The organism is Psychrobacillus sp. NPDC096426, from assembly GCF_044762745.1.
Classification (GTDB): Bacteria; Bacillota; Bacilli; order Bacillales_A; family Planococcaceae; genus Psychrobacillus.
Genome location: NZ_JBIWEX010000006.1, coordinates 120,790 through 138,850, shown reverse-complemented (window position 1 = coordinate 138,850; position 18,061 = coordinate 120,790). Strand labels below are relative to the sequence as shown.

The 18,061-nt window shown below is 37.7% G+C and carries 20 protein-coding genes; 7 read left to right on the top strand and 13 right to left on the bottom strand.

Annotation, left to right across the window (positions count from 1 at the left end; genetic code table 11):
* Nucleotides 1-118: 118 nt before the first annotated feature.
* Entirely contained in the window at nucleotides 119-1,135 is a 1,017-nt protein-coding gene (locus tag ACIQYS_RS07155; protein ID WP_402976792.1) for a serine hydrolase domain-containing protein, read from the bottom strand.
* A 488-nt stretch (nucleotides 1,136-1,623) separates the two neighbouring features.
* On the opposite strand from ACIQYS_RS07155, the gene ACIQYS_RS07150 reads away from it, so the two are divergent.
* Nucleotides 1,624-2,451, top strand: coding sequence for an STAS domain-containing protein (locus tag ACIQYS_RS07150; RefSeq protein WP_402976789.1), 828 nt, complete (start codon nucleotides 1,624-1,626; stop codon nucleotides 2,449-2,451).
* 50 nt (nucleotides 2,452-2,501) lie between these two features.
* Here ACIQYS_RS07150 and ACIQYS_RS07145 read toward each other — a convergent pair whose 3' ends face one another.
* Both ACIQYS_RS07145 and ACIQYS_RS07140 read right to left on the bottom strand, forming a co-directional pair.
* Complete coding sequence (locus tag ACIQYS_RS07145; protein WP_402976786.1) at nucleotides 2,502-3,155, bottom strand: hypothetical protein; 654 nt, start codon at nucleotides 3,153-3,155, stop codon at nucleotides 2,502-2,504.
* 12 nt (nucleotides 3,156-3,167) lie between these two features.
* A complete protein-coding gene (locus tag ACIQYS_RS07140) occupies nucleotides 3,168-3,611 on the bottom strand; it encodes an ASCH domain-containing protein (protein ID WP_402976783.1) in 444 nt (147 codons plus the stop codon).
* A gap of 117 nt (nucleotides 3,612-3,728) precedes the next feature.
* Between ACIQYS_RS07140 and ACIQYS_RS07135 the strand changes: the two genes are divergently transcribed.
* Together ACIQYS_RS07135 and ACIQYS_RS07130 are read left to right on the top strand one after the other, a co-directional pair.
* Nucleotides 3,729-4,898 carry an alanyl-tRNA editing protein gene (locus ACIQYS_RS07135; RefSeq protein ID WP_402976780.1) on the top strand — a complete coding sequence of 390 codons (1,170 nt, stop codon included), beginning with the start codon at nucleotides 3,729-3,731 and terminating at the stop codon, nucleotides 4,896-4,898.
* A gap of 152 nt (nucleotides 4,899-5,050) precedes the next feature.
* A complete protein-coding gene (locus tag ACIQYS_RS07130; RefSeq protein ID WP_402976777.1) occupies nucleotides 5,051-5,452 on the top strand; it encodes a transporter in 402 nt (133 codons plus the stop codon).
* A 31-nt stretch (nucleotides 5,453-5,483) separates the two neighbouring features.
* Here ACIQYS_RS07130 and ACIQYS_RS07125 read toward each other — a convergent pair whose 3' ends face one another.
* A complete protein-coding gene (locus ACIQYS_RS07125; protein WP_402976774.1) occupies nucleotides 5,484-5,762 on the bottom strand; it encodes a hypothetical protein in 279 nt (92 codons plus the stop codon).
* Between the two features lie 163 nt (nucleotides 5,763-5,925).
* Between ACIQYS_RS07125 and ACIQYS_RS07120 the strand changes: the two genes are divergently transcribed.
* From ACIQYS_RS07120 to ACIQYS_RS07105, 4 genes are all read left to right on the top strand, one after another.
* Nucleotides 5,926-6,321: a MarR family winged helix-turn-helix transcriptional regulator gene (locus ACIQYS_RS07120; RefSeq protein WP_402976771.1), complete on the top strand. Its 396-nt coding sequence runs from the start codon at nucleotides 5,926-5,928 to the stop codon at nucleotides 6,319-6,321.
* Between the two features lie 12 nt (nucleotides 6,322-6,333).
* On the top strand, nucleotides 6,334-7,503 hold the full coding sequence (locus ACIQYS_RS07115) for an MFS transporter (RefSeq protein ID WP_402976768.1): 1,170 nt from the start codon (nucleotides 6,334-6,336) through the stop codon (nucleotides 7,501-7,503).
* Nucleotides 7,504-7,616: 113 nt separating this feature from the next.
* Nucleotides 7,617-8,153, top strand: a complete 537-nt coding sequence (locus ACIQYS_RS07110) for a superoxide dismutase family protein (RefSeq protein ID WP_402976765.1) — start codon at nucleotides 7,617-7,619, stop codon at nucleotides 8,151-8,153.
* Between the two features lie 17 nt (nucleotides 8,154-8,170).
* Complete coding sequence (locus tag ACIQYS_RS07105; protein ID WP_402976762.1) at nucleotides 8,171-9,253, top strand: CAP domain-containing protein; 1,083 nt, start codon at nucleotides 8,171-8,173, stop codon at nucleotides 9,251-9,253.
* A gap of 117 nt (nucleotides 9,254-9,370) precedes the next feature.
* On the opposite strand, the gene ACIQYS_RS07100 is transcribed toward ACIQYS_RS07105, so the two are convergent.
* The 9 genes from ACIQYS_RS07100 to ACIQYS_RS07060 form a co-directional block, all read right to left on the bottom strand.
* Nucleotides 9,371-10,039, bottom strand: coding sequence for a DNA alkylation repair protein (locus tag ACIQYS_RS07100; protein ID WP_402976759.1), 669 nt, complete (start codon nucleotides 10,037-10,039; stop codon nucleotides 9,371-9,373).
* Complete coding sequence (gene nfsA, locus ACIQYS_RS07095; protein ID WP_402976756.1) at nucleotides 10,036-10,767, bottom strand: oxygen-insensitive NADPH nitroreductase; 732 nt, start codon at nucleotides 10,765-10,767, stop codon at nucleotides 10,036-10,038. The genes ACIQYS_RS07100 and nfsA overlap by 4 nt, the downstream gene beginning before the upstream one ends.
* A gap of 113 nt (nucleotides 10,768-10,880) precedes the next feature.
* Entirely contained in the window at nucleotides 10,881-11,894 is a 1,014-nt protein-coding gene (locus tag ACIQYS_RS07090) for a DUF1646 family protein (protein ID WP_402976753.1), read from the bottom strand.
* A gap of 180 nt (nucleotides 11,895-12,074) precedes the next feature.
* Nucleotides 12,075-12,431, bottom strand: coding sequence for a DUF779 domain-containing protein (locus tag ACIQYS_RS07085; protein ID WP_402976750.1), 357 nt, complete (start codon nucleotides 12,429-12,431; stop codon nucleotides 12,075-12,077).
* Between the two features lie 21 nt (nucleotides 12,432-12,452).
* Nucleotides 12,453-13,973 carry an aldehyde dehydrogenase gene (adh, locus tag ACIQYS_RS07080; RefSeq protein WP_402976748.1) on the bottom strand — a complete coding sequence of 507 codons (1,521 nt, stop codon included), beginning with the start codon at nucleotides 13,971-13,973 and terminating at the stop codon, nucleotides 12,453-12,455.
* A 938-nt stretch (nucleotides 13,974-14,911) separates the two neighbouring features.
* Nucleotides 14,912-15,949 carry an LLM class flavin-dependent oxidoreductase gene (locus ACIQYS_RS07075; RefSeq protein WP_402976745.1) on the bottom strand — a complete coding sequence of 346 codons (1,038 nt, stop codon included), beginning with the start codon at nucleotides 15,947-15,949 and terminating at the stop codon, nucleotides 14,912-14,914.
* A gap of 3 nt (nucleotides 15,950-15,952) precedes the next feature.
* The gene (locus ACIQYS_RS07070) at nucleotides 15,953-16,591 is read right to left on the bottom strand and encodes an NAD(P)-dependent oxidoreductase (protein ID WP_402976742.1); all 639 of its coding nucleotides are present in this window, start codon (nucleotides 16,589-16,591) and stop codon (nucleotides 15,953-15,955) included.
* A 73-nt stretch (nucleotides 16,592-16,664) separates the two neighbouring features.
* On the bottom strand, nucleotides 16,665-17,096 hold the full coding sequence (locus tag ACIQYS_RS07065; RefSeq protein WP_402976739.1) for an Rrf2 family transcriptional regulator: 432 nt from the start codon (nucleotides 17,094-17,096) through the stop codon (nucleotides 16,665-16,667).
* A gap of 83 nt (nucleotides 17,097-17,179) precedes the next feature.
* The gene (locus ACIQYS_RS07060; RefSeq protein ID WP_402976734.1) at nucleotides 17,180-17,821 is read right to left on the bottom strand and encodes a DedA family protein; all 642 of its coding nucleotides are present in this window, start codon (nucleotides 17,819-17,821) and stop codon (nucleotides 17,180-17,182) included.
* Nucleotides 17,822-18,061 lie beyond the last annotated feature (240 nt).

Here is an 18,061-nt window from a genome sequence, read left to right as displayed (position 1 = left end):
CCTCCGTTTATACAGTTTATCATGTTTTAAAAGAAAATAATCCAATTTATATATTGTTGCTCTACCACAAGCGATTTTGTTTGCGACGAGCTTGCGCAGGAGTTAGAATCGAAAAGTATCAACTGAGCCGTTTCTCAATTTCATTCATTATTTTATAGGCACCACTAGAAATATTTCCACAAACCGCAAGATGTATGTCCATCTGTGGATAATGAGCTGAATGGAAGCATACCCCCGGATCATAGCCCATTAGATGATACTTAAAAATAGTATCCTCTTTTTTCTTTATCCATACTCCGTATCCATAAAAATCATCCGCTTCTTCCTGAACATGTGGTGTCAGTAACGTTTTCGTCAATGATTCACTTAATAATACATTATTCATAAGAGCATCCCAAAATTTTAGCATATCCTCTACTGTTACAAAAGCTCCCCCATCTGAACCACCTTGAATGGGGATAGAGTACATATTCGTTTTCCAACTACCATCTTCATGCTCTATATATCCAGTTGCTGTTTTTCCTGGGAGAGAGTCTAAAGCAAAATAACCCGAGTCCTTCATCTCTGCTTTTTCGAAAACATGCTGTTGTACGTAATCTTTAAATTCGAGACCACTTACTTGCTCAATGATTAAACCGAGCACGATAAATCCAGCATTGTTGTAAAGGAATTTCTCACCCGGATTAAATTTCATTTGAGCATGTTGAAATAATGGTAAGAAATCGTGAAGACGTCTTATATGATACATCGGCTTTTCTATCCATAATTCTTCAAAGTCATCCATTATCTCTTCATCGAAATAATCGGGAATGCCTGAGGTATGAGTTAAAAGATGATGAATAGTAATATTTTCATCGAAACTAGGAAAAGAGATATCTAGGCATTCTTTTAATTTTGTATCAAAAGAAAGCTCCCCTTCCTCTACTAGTTGACTGATAGCAACAGCCGTAAATATTTTACATCCGGAAGCTATGCCATATCGAGTGATTGTTTCATTTTCTATTTTATCTGCTCGGTTGGCATAACCAAAATTGTTTTGAGCAAGTACTTTCCCCTTTCGTTTTACAAGAACCGATCCCGAAAAACCAATTTCTTTTTGAATATGTTCAATATGCTCCAATAAACCATTTCCCACACTTATCACCCTCTTTGTAATTTAGCTTTGCACGTTTTCTTTATGCTGCGTTACATTTTACTATTGATCTTAACTCATTTAATGGATTGTAGTGAAAGGGGACTCCACGAAGATCAACAGGATAGTTCTAAAAAAACCTTTCATTAAATACAGCTGAAACTATTAAAGCCTTGAAGTCATTACCAGGTGAAGGATAGTTTAAGCAATATAGGAATAGTGCGTTTTAAGGAGGTTACCGCTAGGATTTCCGCTGCAGGGCGGACACTTCCCTCCGGGTGAGCGATGAACCATCGCCGACGCTGCGCGTTCGCCTGCAATGGTTCATCTGTCTCACTCATCCGGCTGGAGTCGCCTCCCTTCCGCTCCAATCCAAATCCTTCTTCCATTGTACACTATTGTTCTAAGTTCTCTCGTTGTGATAACTAGAATATAAGTCAGCAATATTCTACAATATACATACTAGGACGAACAGTGAAGGAGAATGCAAAATGAGCGACTTAAACAGGGAACTTTACAACTTTATCATTGAGAATAAATCAAAAATAACTGAGGAGTGGCTAGCAAGTAAGCTTTTAGACGATCCATCTTTCGCTACGCCTGATACGGAAGGATTCCTGAGAAATGAAAACAGTTTGCTAATAGAGGCGATTTCCTCCGTATACATCCAAGATAAGAAAGACTATCGTACATATATTGAAAATCGTGCATTCCAAGTGGCAGAGATACGAGTGGAAGAATCTTTTCCTCTCTATGAAAGTATTCATGGATTCAATAAAGTTCGGAAGATATTTTGGAATTTTGTCGAAAAGTTTATCCAACAGAGAGATGAACAAGTAACAGGAATAGAGGTGGTCATTTGGTCTGATTTGATGAATACGGCTATCGATTATATCATCGAGATCTTTGCTAAGCACCACCATGACTACTCACAAAAGGTTCTGATTACTACGCAGGCACTAATTACAGAACTTAGCAGCCCTGTCATTCCTATTAAAGAAGGTATTGGTGTGTTGCCACTCGTTGGAAATATTGATAATGAGCGAGCAAAAGTAATTTTTGAATCTACCTTAGATCAAAGTTCAGCAAAAAAACTCACCACTATTTTTATTGATTTTTCGGCAGTTCCAGTACTGGATTCAATGGTCGCACACCATCTATACAAATTAATAGTGGCGCTTAACCTTATCGGTGTCGAAGCGATTTATTCAGGTATTCGCCCAGAGTTAGCACAATCTATTCTTTCACTAGATATCGATTTTACAAGTATTAAAACGTATTCGAGTTTAATGCGAGCATTGAAGGAGAATTCTAACTAAGAAAAGTGACTATGTAACCCTTTAGAGAAAGGGTGCTTAGTCACTTTTCATTATGTTATAACTACTTTTCCATCTTCCGATACATTTATCGTTTGGCCATCTGTAAGTTCTATTTCAATAGGCGAAGTGACACTCATTTTTTTTGAAAAGTACCATCTTCTGTTTGGAGGGACTAATAAAATAAATGTATCCTTACTTCCTAGAAAATTAAGCACATTTGGCTCGATATCCACATGACCTGAAACATGCACACCAATGTCTTGTATTTGCTCTCCTACTTCTTGGACAAATGGAGTAGTTATACTAACTTCACTTAGATTTAAAAGGGAGTCGATACTGAAATCACTCCACTTATCTACATACCGTCTGGCAATTAGTTCAACTATGTTTCCTGCCGGATCTTCAAAATAAAATGCATCTGCATCAAAACGGGAATAATAGATTTCATCTACTGCGTCTTCCCTGTTTAGCGTGACTCTATCTTTTGCCCAATGTTTTGCAAGTGTAAACTGATTTCCAGGAATATTAATAGCGAAGTGGTATAAAGTCGTTTTAGTCGATTGCTGAAAAGTTAATGTGGACGTACCGATGGATAATTTGAAATACTCATTGCCTGATTCAAGAATAGTGAGCCCTAATACATTTCCATAGAAGCCCTTTAGTTGTTTTAGTTTATCTGTATATAACTTTACTGACTGAAACATTTTTTCACCCCATTATTTGACGTCGATCAATTCAAAACGCTCACAAACTAGAAGCATATCCTCCGTAAACGCTAACCCTATCTCTTTAAGTGCACTAGTAAAAAAATCAATATGGACATCTTTCCAATACTTGTAGGAACGATCTCCTTCCCCTTCTGAATATGCAAAATCAACCGGAACCTCATTCATAGGCATTACCTTAACTTCAGAAGTTCGAATGATGCAAACAGGTTCCTCTTTGCTATTTAATACAATACTATAGTCATCCACTTTCGGAAGAGCCTCGTTTTCTATCTCATAAAATATATGCCCAGAACATGTCGCTGATTTCACTCCATCTACTACAAGCTGTGCCAATTCATCTGGATTACCTCCAAATTGCCATGCACTAACGGATTCCGGCATTTCTTTCCCTGTCCAAAATGTATTCCAATAATCTTGCGCTCGTTCATTCATTATTAGTTCCTCGATTCTTCCTTTCTATCTACTCTCAGTATAGTAAAACAATTGGACAAATACTATTGCAAATAATAAGATTACTCTTAATATATACGATGGAAGGAGTGATTTTGTATGAAGAGCAAACTTTACTATGAAGATCCATACATACAAACGTTTTCTGCAAGAGTTATTAAACAGGAAAGGGACTATGTTGTCCTTTCAGAAACTGCATTTTATCCTACTGGGGGCGGACAGCCACATGATATAGGTACACTTAATGGGATTGGTGTAACAAATGTAGAAATAATCGACAGAGAGATAAGACATTTTCTTGCAGACAGTCTCCCTGCTAGTACTGAGCATGTAGAAGGTGCAATTGATTGGAAAAGGCGTTTTGATCATATGCAGCAACACGCTGGACAACATATTTTATCCGCTGCTTTTGAAAGCTTATTTGGATTCCAAACGATTAGTTTTCACTTAGGAAAAGAAAGTGCAACAATCGATTTAGACACTGCTGCCGTTACAGGTGAACAATTAAGAGAAGTAGAAAAACTCGCCAATCAAATTATTTTGGAAAATCGACCAATCAACACGCGGTGGGTAACCTTGGAAGAACTTAACCAGTACAAATTACGAAAAGCGACCACTCTAAAAGAAAATATTCGACTCGTCATCATCCCTGATTTTGACTACAACGCATGTGGAGGTACACATCCGAAAGAAACGGGACAAGTTAGACTAATCAAGATACTACAAACCGAAAAACAAAAAGGACATATTCGGGTCGAATTCGTTTGTGGTGAAAGAGTACTTACGCATTTACATCGTAAGCAACATATTTTATTAAATTTAAAAAGCACCTTAAGTGCACCGGAAGATAAACTAGTAGATGCAGCAAAGGTATTGCTAGACAACGGAAAAGCTTTTGAAAAGCAAATAGCTGATTTAAAAGACATGCTCATACACTATGAAGCAAAAGAATTATTATCGAAAGCAGAAACGTCTGTCATTACTGCTACTTTTCAAAATCGCTCCATTCAAGAGCTGCAAAAGCTCTCAAAAACAGTAGTAGCGGTGGCGCCTGAAACAATTTGCATTCTTGTTTCAGATAATGAACACAAACTACAAATAGTAGCTGCTAAAGGCGACATTTTGGAGCGAAGTATGAAAGAACTGATCTCAAGTGTCCTCCCTTGCATTAATGGAAAAGGAGGAGGCAACGAAAAAATGGCACAAGGAGGAGGAGAAAAAACATTATCTAGTGAACAATTAATAGAAAAAGCACTTTTTTATATTTAATAAGGTGAATCACCGTTCCATAAAAATCCTCCTTCCATATACTAACTTGACAATGTCAGGAAAGGAGGATTTTTAGTTTGAGCAATCAATTTCAATTTCCCCACGACCAAAACGAGTTTCAATCGGGCGGTCAAAATTTCCCTGGAGGTACGATGCCAATGATGCCCCCAATTGATCAGTTCCCTAGTCGTTTACCTGGGCAATTTCCGGGGCAGTTCCCGGGGCAGTTCCCGGGGCAAGGGCCATCATCTCCCCCTAGTTTTCCACCGCCAGGGCAGCAACATAATCCTGAAGGAAATCCACCAACAAGCCCACCGCCGTCATTCGTCCCCCAGCGTCAGCAACAATCTGTAGGGACCTTTGCGGTTGAGGCGGGTTCTATAAGAGGTTGTTTATTCCGAAATACATTTATCTGGCTTGTAAATGGAAGTTCTTTTTGGTTTTATCCAACGTTTGTTGGTAGAAGATCCGTGGCTGGATTTAGATGGACTGGACGCATGTGGACATATTATGGAACAGATTTAAATAGGATATCGTCTTTTCAATGTTTCTAAAGTAAAAACCGAGCGACAATGCTCGGTTTTTTTACGCACGATTACGGTAAGCTTTAAGGGACGTTTTAATAGACGAATAGGATCCAATCGCAGCCCCACTATAAAAAAATCCCATAAAAATGCCAGCCGATAAATCATGTGGATGGCTTATAAAAATAGAAATGATAAGTCCAATTGATGTAGCAATAGCCGAAATATATTGCGGACGAATAGGTAACATCAATTTCAAAATTTCAGTTAAAACGATGATAACTGGTACGGCCCAAAGAGAGTCCCAAATATTCGTTTGTATTATGGGAAATTTCGTCATCTCACCTAGCCTCCTTACTTTCACATTTTTAATTAGTTTGGACAAGTGTTCCTCATTCAATTCAAGTCCCTTTTCCCCTATCTTTACAGAGCATTTAAATCGTAGTAAAATATATTTAGCTAGGTAATTATATTTCTCGTATCTTAAAAGGAGCCGTTTGATAATGAACCCACTTTTTCATGAGCTTTTTCAGAAATCCCGCTTTTTAACGAATGAAATAAATCTTACTTTAAAAAAACACAATTTATACGCATCCCAATGGACAGTTCTCTACACAATTCAAAAACATGGAGAGATGACATTAACGCAAATTTGGAAGTATTTAAACGTGGAAGCACCAACCATTACTCGTACTGTTTATCGTTTAGTTGAGCTTGAATGGATTGACATTCGTCCTGGAAAAGACCGTCGTGAGAAAATTGTCCGTTTATCAGAAAAGGCTTCACAAGACTTCTCCGCCATTAAAGAATCTATCCTTGCATTCGAAGAAAGAATGGTCGAGGGTCTAACAAAGGAAGAAGAAACTATATTAATCGAGCTTTTACGCAAAATTAAATAAGGAGTAATACATGTGAACAACAAAGAGCCTATTTGGACAAAAGCATTTATCAGTTTGTTTGCAACAAACTTTTCTATTTTTATTATATTTTATGGTTTAGTATCCGCACTTCCTCTCTATGCAACGGATGTTTTAAATCGTTCAGATGAAGATGCGGGTTTATTAATGACTATCTTTTTAATCTCTGCAATTATTGTACGACCTTTCTCTGGAAAAATATTAGATTTATTCGGTAAGCGGAAAGTACTTTGGACTACTCTCCTTCTATATCTGCTATGCACTGCGCTTTATTATTTTGTGGAACCCTTTGAGATGTTATTAGTTTTACGACTCGTGCAAGGGATTTTCTTTAGTATCGCAACGACCGCAAGTGGATCTTTGGCAGCAGATAATATTCCCGTTTCTAGACGTGGTGCAGGATTAGGATATTTTGTTATGTCTACAAACTTAGCAGTTGTTGTAGGTCCTTTCATTACTTTAACCATTATTCAATCTTTCTCCTACGATGCAATGTTTTTAACATTGACCGCCTTGCTCATTATTGGTGCTTTTGCGGCCTTAATAATACCCGCTGACAAGAGACCCGACACTCCTCCTGCAAAAAACCGATTGACTTGGAATGACCTTTTTGAGAAAAAGGCTTTGCCTATTGCACTTAATGCTAGTATAGTAGGTTTTTCCTATGCAGGTGTCCTCTCTTATTTGTCGATTTATTCGCAACAAAAAGGAGTACTACATTTAACAAGCAGCTTTTTTGCAGTATTTGCAATCGTGATGCTAGTGACTCGACCGTATACAGGACGAATTTTTGATGAAAAGGGACCGAAGTATATTATTATTCCCGGGCTACTTTCTTTCGTTATCGGCCTTGTTTTACTTGCTTTCATGAATTCACCTTTCCTATTTTTACTTTCAGGTGCATTTATCGGTCTTGGTTACGGAGCGGTTGTACCGAGCTTTCAAACACTTGCTATCCAATCTACAACGCACGCTAGAAGTGGATATGCGACTGCTACATTCTTTACATTATTTGATACGGGATTAGCAGTAGGATCTTTCCTACTTGGAATGATAGCCACTCAGTTTGGCTATCAAAATTTATATTTATTGTCTTCCGTATTTGTTATTGTTGCCCTTATTTTGTTTATGGGATTACAAAAGAAGAAAAACCGTTTAGCATAAATCGCTGAACGGTTTTTCTTTTCCATTTTTTTCGTTCCTATATGTATATTATCATGTATATTATCCCTCTATTTGGCAAGACTTGAGTGGACATATATATTGGAGGGAATTCGATGAAGAAACAATACATTAGTTTATACGTTTTAGTAATAGTTATACTTAGTGGATGTAGTTTTCCATTAGCAGATGCCGATTTGAATGAACAAGTACAAGTTTCACTGATTAACTCAGAAGGGAAAGAAGTAGGTCAGGCTACACTAAGTGATCAAGCAAAAGGTGTTCATATTCTCTTAAAAGCAGAAGGTCTGCAACCAGGAGTGAAGGCTATCCACTTCCATGAAACAGCTTTATGTGAGAAACCAGATTTCAAAACTGCAGGGGCCCACTTTAACCCTACACATAAAGAGCACGGCTTTGAAAATCCAAAAGGCTACCACTTAGGAGATTTACCAAACATCGAAATTGATGCAAATGGTACAGTAGAAGTAGAAACAGTATCACCCGCAGTAGTATTAGCCGCAGGAAAAAGTAACTCCTTGTTAGATGCGGATGGTAGCTCTATTATTATCCATGAAAACGCGGATGATTATAAGACAGACCCTTCCGGCAATTCTGGAAGTCGAATTGTTTGTGGTGAAATTAAGAAATAGGTTAGAAGGTGAATTGGATGAAAACAATAGGCTGGTTGCTCCTTTTAGTTTTGGCCATGTTCTTCTCTAGACCATTATGGGAAGAGCATGCTGCAAAATATGTAGACCTTACTTTTTTAGAACCTGTAGATGAATGGATCGATTCAATAGAGGTCACGCACTATTTGAACGAAGCAATAGCTTACTGGAAAGAAATTAAAGAGGAACCAGCCACAAATATTTCTTCCAATCAACAAACACTTCCTGGTGAAGGAATTGAATTAGATCAAATCACCATTGGGATGAAAAAAAGCGATATTGAGAAAATTCACGGTAATGCGAAACGAGTAAGCTTGAATGAGTATAATTTAGTCTGGCATACGTACCATGAAGATTATCAAAATTTCATGATGGTTTCATACGATAGCAAAAATATGGTGAATGCCATGTTTACAAATCAACCTTCCGAGTCTTCCTTTTTAGGTTTAGATATGGATAGTACAAGAGACGAGGTTCTTGCTAAGCTAGGTGAACCTGTTAAGAAATTAAAAAAGGGAAATATCATTTATATACTACCCGATGCAGGGGAATATGATCTGTTTTTAATTGATGATAATTATGTAACATTCTTTTATGATTTACATGAAAATAACACGATTACCGCTATACAAATTATGAAGGAATCCGTGGAGAAAAATCACATAAAAACATTTGGTGAGCCATCTGAGGAACTAAAGACGGGATTTGAATTTCAACTTTTTGACTTAACAAATTCCGCACGAGTTATAAGAGGTTTATCTATTCTTACATATGATGAAGCTGTAAGTAACACAGCTCGAAAACATAGTGAGGATATGGCAATTCACAATTATTTTAGTCATGAAAATTTAAAAGGAGAATCCCCTTTTGATCGACTAGAGGAGGATGGATTAACTTTTTCTTACGCTGGTGAAAACTTAGCTTACGGACAAACGAGTAGTATTTTCGCCCATGAAGGGTTGATGAATTCTATGGGTCACCGAAAAAATATATTAAATGCTAATTACCGAAATCTAGGGGTAGGGACCGCTTTTAACGAAGATGCCACGCCTTACTACACGGAAAATTTTTATTCGAAATAAATGGATCTCTATAAAAAGTAGAGAGGGGAACTTCAACCATTCCTACTCTCTACTTTTTTAATTGGCTCTGTTAAGTTTAGACGTTGATTAGTCAACCATATCCTAGTACAAAACCTTTCATTTAAAATGCTTTAATGCTTCTCTTTTACTTAGTGGTGCAAGTTGTGTGCTTTCTACAAACTGTCGAACAATTTCTGGACTTGTTTTTGCATACTCTCTAAGTACCCAGCCGATTGCTTTTTGAATGAAAAACTCTTTGGAAGCAGCATGTCGGTTAATGGTTGCAAATAATAATTCTTCATTCGTCTCTTTCTTGTACTTTAACTGATGTAAGATGGAAGCACGATTTGTCCACATGTTAGCAGACTTCGCCCACTCCATCATGACAGCCTCCCCTTCTACTCTATCCATTCTCACAATATCCCCAACAATTTTAGGAGCAATGGCATCAACACTATCCCACCAGGAATTTGTTTCAATGAGTTTTAAGCAAAAAGGTAAATCCTCGACTGTTAATTGTTTTTGGTATTTGGCTAGTAATTCAATAGCTACGTAATGATATTCTCGCTCTTTTAATTGAAAAAGTGCCCATACCGCTTCTTGTACAGAATCCAAAGTGGGAAGCTCATTTTCTTTCACGAGTGCTCGAAATAATATTCTACGTTCAGGCGTTTTAATACCTAAAAACGAAAAATGATTTTTCATATACGCAGCCATCGGCAATGCATTTTTCTCGTTTCGATGAGGTTCCATATAGCTTTTCACAAGATCGATTGACCATTTCATTTCAAATGGAATCCTTTACTCGCTAGAAAATCTGCCATATGTAGACGACGAGGGCTCTTCAAATATTCTGCCATTTGTTGTGTCCAAGTCACTTCTTTTCGGTTGGAACGACGGCTTACGTAATATTCCTCCATCGTATGATCATATTCCGTTAATAGAGATTCGTATTTTGCGCTATCGTAATTATTTTCATGTAATACGGCGGCAACTGGTAGACGAGGTTTCACTTCATTATGTTGGTCGGGCACACCTAAAGTTATCGCAAATAGCGGAAAAACACCTTCCGGCAAGTCAACTAATTGACTAATTTCTGCAGGAGCATTGCGCACACCGCCTATGAAGCAAATTCCAAATCCTCTGGATTCTGCAGCAATCACTAGATTTTGTGCAAATAAAGCAACATCCACTGCTCCCACTAACACATTTTCAGTTGTATCGATTTCAATTTCTGTATTATGTAGTTTTCCTGCTGCTTGTAGGCGATGAAAATCAGCACATAGTAATAACGCTGCACCTGCTGTTTCAAATTGTTTAGGGTTTTGTGAAAGTCTACCTAGTTCCTCTTTTTTAGCTGCGTCTGTTACCCAAATAACGCTATATGCTTGTACGAAGTGGGAACTCGCTGCATGTTGAGCGGTTTCTACTAATGCTGATACCTCTTCTTTCGTAAGCGTGTAGTCTTTATATTTTCGAACTGATGCATGAGCACGTAATAATTTTTCTACCATTTGCGAAAACCTCTTTCATTTTTTATTATTATCTATAAGTATACTGAAAAACCGAAAAGAGTGGACAAAAGAGCCTTCCATAGACACTTCCACCCACTCTTGCTTTATATAATTTAGAATGCGAATAGCACAATAAAATATACAACCATTGCTGCTAGTCCAAGTGGGAACCCAAACTTCGCCCATTCTTTACTTTGAATACCTAGTTTACCTGCAGAAATAATATTCGGTATATTCCCAGGAATGAGCATTCCCCCACTAATCATAAGTCCTAGTAGAATCGCTCGAATCGTTTCCTCACTCATAGCTGGACTGATTTCAGCAGCGGCTAACGTAGCATTATCCAAGACAGCTGAAATCATATTGATCCAATATAAAATAGCAGGATTCAAATCAAGCAAGTAATTATTAATGAGTGGTTCAAAACCTGCTCCAAGTAATGTTAGTCCCATTACAAACAAGTAAATTTTAACTGTTCGAATAATAATTTCTTTATATGATTCGCTTTCTTGCCTACTAGATAGACCTTCTTCTTTTTGTTTCGGCTTTACAAGAAAAGCAGCTAATATCCCAAAAATGATAACCGCAGAAATAATTTCAGGTCCGATTAGACGGATTAGATAGAAAAAGTCTTGATCTAATCTGCTAATTGCAATTGTCGAAAGTGGTTCTCCAATTGGTGTTAAAGCTGCCCCTAGACCAATAGAAAAACAAGCTAAAATAACGAGCCGTACCTCTGATTTACGGTCAAGTTTAATCACACTAACGATTAGCACAAGCACTAAAGCCGCGATAATTGCAGTAATGACACTAGAAAGTAATCCCAAAACAATGACAACTAGTGCACTAAATAAACGAAAAGGCATTGCATTACTTATGCCTAAAATTCCTTTTTCTAAAGGAGTTTGAAGCCACTTGAATAATAATCCTGCCACTAAAACAGCTAGCGTAATTTTAATAGGATCTTCTAGCGCTTTTATAAACAAAGACATATCCAATACGCCACTAACAATCGCTGCTGCAATTCCCATGATAAATAAAAAGACTTCTAAGTTATGCTCGACGTATTTAACACTAAAAGGTAAAAATAAAACGAACAGTAGTATAATAAGTAAACCAATAATCATTGCTATGTACTCTTCCCTTCCAACTAAACATACCCAACTAAATTGTACTAGTTATCAATATTAGTTTAACATAATTATAACAATATTCGAACTAATATTTTTTCATTAAATAATAAATGATTAGTCCTTTTTCATGAAAAGAGCGAATGAGGAAATCTTTTCGACTCCCCCATTCGCTCTTTATGCTTGTAAGTGATTATTTTCTTCTTCTGTAAATGCACGAGATCTTGTCAGAAAACGTTTCCCTTCTACCCCTTCAAGGGAAAACATTCCCCCTCGCCCCTCCACTACATCAATGATTAGCTGCGTATGCTTCCAGTAATCGAACTGGCTTTTATGCATATAAAACGGTACTTCACCAATATGGCCTAATAATACATCCTGATCTCCTACAATAAGGTCTCCATCGGGATAACACATCGGGGAAGAACCATCACAGCAACCACCTGACTGATGGAACATTAAAGAACCATGCTTACTTTTCAATAATTCAATGAGTTCTAGTGCAGCGTCCGTTGCAATTACGCGTTCAACCATCTACACGCACCCTTTCTTAAATCAGAAGAATCCTAACTTGTTCTCACTATAGCTTACAAGAAGGTTTTTCGTTTGTTGGTAGTGACTAAGCATCATTAAATGATTTTCACGACCTACTCCCGACATTTTGTATCCACCAAATGCAGCATGCGCAGGATATTGGTGATAGCAGTTTGTCCACACGCGTCCCGCTTGAATACCTCGACCAAAACGATATGCAGTATTCATATCTCGTGTCCAAATACCAGATCCTAATCCGTATAATGTGTCATTGGCAATTTCTAGTGCTTCTTCTTTCGTTTTGAACGTTGTAACTGATACTACTGGTCCGAAAATCTCCTCTTGGAAAATACGCATTTTATTATTCCCTTTAAACACAGTTGGTTTAATATAATACCCTTCTGCTAGTTCGCCCTCTAGTGTGTTACGCTCTCCACCGATTAAGCATTCTGCGCCTTCTTGCTTACCAATATCTAAATAAGATAAGATTTTCTCCATTTGTTCTGTGGAAGCTTGAGCACCCATCATCACATTGGGATCTAAAGGATTTCCTGTTTGAATTGCTTCCACTCTTTGTAGAACACGTTCCATGAATTTATCATAGATAGACTCTTGAATTAGTGCACGTGAAGGACATGTACATACTTCTCCTTGGTTCAGAGCAAATAAAACAAATCCTTCTACCGCTTTATCTAAAAATGCATCATCCTCGTCCATAATATCTTCGAAGAAAATGTTTGGTGACTTCCCTCCAAGTTCTAACGTTACTGGAATTAAGTTTTGAGAAGCATATTGCATGATTAATCGTCCAGTTGTTGTTTCCCCAGTGAATGCAATTTTACTAATTCGCGGACTGGATGCTAGCGGTTTTCCAGCTTCTAAGCCAAAACCATTTACAATATTCAAAACACCAGGAGGTAATAAATCTCCAATTAACTCGGCTAGTACTAAAATGGATGTCGGTGTTTGTTCAGCCGGCTTTAACACGACACAGTTACCTGCTGCTAGTGCCGGCGCTAGCTTCCAAACCGCCATTAAAAGCGGGAAATTCCAAGGGATAATTTGTCCCACAACGCCAAGCGGTTCATGGAAATGATATGCTACTGTATCATTATCAATTTGACTTAGTCCACCTTCTTGAGCACGGATAGCCCCTGCAAAATAACGGAAATGATCAATAGCAAGTGGTAAATCTGCATTTAATGTTTCACGAACTGCTTTTCCGTTATCCCATGTTTCTGCTACTGCTAGCATTTCTAAATTTTCTTCGATTCGATTTGCTACTTTATTTAAAATATTGGACCGTTCTGCTACAGAAGTTTTGCTCCATGCATCTTTTGCTGCATGCGCCGCATCTAATGCAAGCTCGATATCTTCTGCAGTTGATCGTGCAACTTGTGTAAATACTTTACCTGTAACCGGTGTAACGTTATCAAAATATTGTCCTTTTACTGGGGGTGTCCATTCACCATTAATATAGTTTTCATACTTGTCCTTAAACGAAACCTTTGAACCTTCTGTATTCGGAAATGCATAAACCATTTTGTAATTCCTCCCCTTAGTAACATTTTTGCACATCACAAATATATATGTACTTACATATTTGTCTATGCATTATTAAAACTATTAAAATAAAAATAGTCTCAATTCAATGATGTCAGATTTGAATAATAATTACAAATATTCAGTTCAGTATATTTAAAGAAAACAGAAGTGCCCTTTAATTACAATTCGCGGCTTCCGCTAAATAGTAGTTTGCGCAATATAGGGATAATGCGTCGTAGTGACCGCAGGGATTTTCGCTGCAGGGCGGACGCTTTCCGCCCTTACGCTACAATCCATGAGAATTTCTTTCTAATTTAGTTCTGCAGTTCGGAGATGTAAATTGCTCAGGTTCACTGCGTGCTATTTAGTAAACCTAATTAGAAAATGCTTTCTCTACATAAAAGGAATTGGATAAAGCCTAATTAACTCGGGATAAACCACCTTATTCATCGGCGTCTCATTCCAAGTAAACTTATTATTTCAAGAATTGGTTGCTTTCCATGACTGATTTATTACCCAAAGTCATTCTCTGGATGCACGCATGTGAAAAACTGCTTAATATTTAGTTTTAGCAAGTCGGTACTGATAAATAAGCAATTCCTTTTGGATTGGAGCGAAAGGGCGGTGACTCCAGCGGAGGCCAACAGGATGTTGGTCACGAAGGCGTTGCCACACGATGTGGCGCTCCTAGTCTTTGTTCCTAAGTGAGTCAGGTGAGACTTCACAACGTACGCGCAAGCGGCGGTGAAGGCTCATCGCTCACCCCACGGAAAGCATCCGCCCTGAAGCGGAAATCCCAGAGGACACTTAATAGAGCTTTCTTACGACACATTATTCCTAAAAAGCAACATAGATATATTGTTTGCAGAAAGTCACCAAAATACAAAAAAAACAGTTCAAATGCATTTCTTGCATCTGAACCATTTTCCCTACAATTATTTACTTGTTTCTCTTCTTACTATAGGTGCTACTTCTGTTGCAAGTAGTTCAATTCCTTTTGCGATCTCACTAAATGATTGCCCACCAATATCCATTTGTGCGATAAATCGCTGGTGTCCAAATGCTTCATGTTGTCGAAGAATTTTTTCTACAATCTGCTGGGGACTTCCTACAAAAAGTGCAGTTTCTGGACTTGCCATCTGCTCAAAATCGGAACGGGATATCCTTGTACCCATCCCCCTTTGCTTATTTACATACGACCAATAATTCGCATAATAAGGATAAAACTCGTCCTTTGCTTGTTGGCTTTCTTTTGCTATATATGTGTGACCATTTACAGCAATTGGTAAACTTTCTCGTTTATGTCCCTCTTCAACACCCGCTCGTATATACAAATCTATAAGGGATTTAAAATGTGTTAGCGGTCCACCTAATACAGCAATTGCCAATCCTGTTCCAAGTCTCCCAGCTCTGACTGCACTCTTAGCAGTCCCACCTACTCCAACCCATAGTGGCAGTTTTTCTTGAATTGGTCTGGGAGAAATCATAGCATTTGTTAGGTTAGAACGGAATTTACCTTGCCAAGTGACTATTTCTTCTGTATTTAACTGTTGAAATAACTTTATATTTTCTTCAAACAACGCATCATAATCATCTAAGTCATATCCAAAAAGAGGAAACGACTCTACAAATGCTCCTCTGCCTGCGATGATTTCTGCCCGTCCTTCGGAAATCACATCTAACGTAGCAAAGTCTTCGAATAAACGAACAGGATCTAGTGTACTAATAACACTCGTTGCACTTGTCAGTTTAATATGTTTTGTAGCCTGAGCAACGGCAGCAAGGACAACTGCTGGGGACGAAACCGTGTAATCCAATCGATGATGTTCCCCAACTCCGAAAATATCGAGACCCGCTTCATCTGCTATTTTTCCTAATTCAATCACTTCTTTTAAACGCTGCTTTGCACTAATTGTTTCCCCAGTATGCGGATTTGGACCGAGGTCTCCAAATGTATAAATACCTATTTCCATTACTTACTCTGCTTCCGCTACAACAGAAAAACGTTCATTTACATGCTGAGCATTTTCAATTTCATCCACAATAGCAATAGCATAATCCGCGTAACTAATATAACTATCGCCTTTTGAGTTTAAAATGAGATTATCTTTTCCGATTTGATAAGAACCTGTTTTTTTACCTTCTGCATCAAAGTGACCAGCCGGACTTACAAATGTCCATTTAATATCCGTTGTTTCTTGCAGTTCTTGCAAGTTGCGTCCTTGTCCATCAGCAGTTGGTTTAAAAATTTCCGGAAAATCAGGTGTATCCATTACGCGAATAGTTTTGGCTTCGTCCACAAATAAGCTTCCTGCTCCCCCTACTACAATTACACGTGTATCTGTGCCTTTAAGCACCTCGATTAAAGCATGCCCTGCGTCTACATGTACTTGCCCTTCACCAAGTGGAGCACCAAATGCATTTACAACTACGTCAAATTGTTTCACATCATCTGAAGTAAGATCAAATATGCTTTTTTCTAAAATTTGGACTTCTTGATTACTCATTTTAGTAGCATTTCTTACAATTGCAGTTACTTCATGCCCTCTGTCTGCTGCCTCTTTTAAAATTAAACTTCCTGCTTTACCTGTTGCTCCAATTACGCCTATTTTCATATTACTTACCTCCGATAAAATTTTAATTTGTTGTAACTCCTTAGGTTACGACTATAGTAAAAAAATTGAATGTTTATGATCCAATTTTTTGACCTAATACTTGAACTAACTCATCCATCGTAACTTCCTTTAAAACTGCCTCCATTGCATCTTGTGCACGGAATAGTATTAACTCTAACACTCCTTGAATATTCGCACCTACCGGGCAATTGGGATTTGGATTTTCATGCATTTGAAAAAGTTCTCCTTCGTCCACTACTTCTACCGCATGATATACATCTAATAATGTGATTTCATGTAATGGTTTGAGAAGTTTAGCGCCACCCTGGCCGCGTCGAATGTCAATAAGTCCTGCCTGTTTAAGCTTCCCCATTACCCTTCGGATTACAACAGGATTTGTATTAACACTTTCTGCAATCCACTCAGACGTACAAAGGACGTTTTGGTTTATCGTTACTAGAGATAATATATGAACAGCGACTGTAAAACGACTACTAATTTTCATATTTTTTCACCTCCGGATGTAACCATCTTAATTACATCTACACTTATTGTCAATAAAAAAGCGCTACAACATGTGTAGCACTTTCACTTTTTTAGACGGCTTTTCAAAACACCTATAATTCCCGGTAAAATAGAAACAAAGATAATCAACAACAAAACTGTCGAAAAGTTTTCTTTCACAATAGGAATAGTTCCCAAGAAATAACCAAGTAACGTAACTACAGTCACCCATAATGCTGCACCCGCTATATTGTAAGTAATAAAATAACGATAATTCATCTTGCTTGCTCCGGCAACAAACGGTGCAAACGTGCGAATAAATGGCATAAACCGTGCGATGACAATTGTTTTTCCCCCATGTTTATTAAAGAACTGCTGTGATTTATGTAGCTTATCCTGGTTAATCCATTTTCCAAGTAAACTATTAGGGGGAATAGAAGTACCAACCTTTTTCCCAATCTGATAATTCATCGTATCGCCAAGAACGGCTGCTACAAAAAAGACAATCCATAATAGCGCCATATGAAAGGCCCCGACCGCAGCTAATGCTCCACTTGCAAATAATAGAGAATCTCCTGGTAAGAACGGAAAAATGACTACTCCTGTTTCAATAAAAACAATCAAAAATAAGATGGCATATGACCATACACCGAAGTTTTGGATGATGTCCACTAAATGTTCATCTATATGCAAAATAAAACTAATTAGTCCTTGAATAATTGTCACGTATATTCTCCCTCTTTGATAAATTTATCCACTTATTATAGCATATCCTTTTCAATATATTTTCCACAAAACTTAACGCTTTTTCCTTTGATAATAGCAGTACATTCTATAAACTATAAGAATAGACATATTCTTTTAGAAAAGAGGGGATTAAATTGAGTGACATATCGGCAGAACTAAACAGAGAAACCAAAATTGGAAAGCTTCCTCATAGAAATGCTCCTAAAAAAATTATTTTTG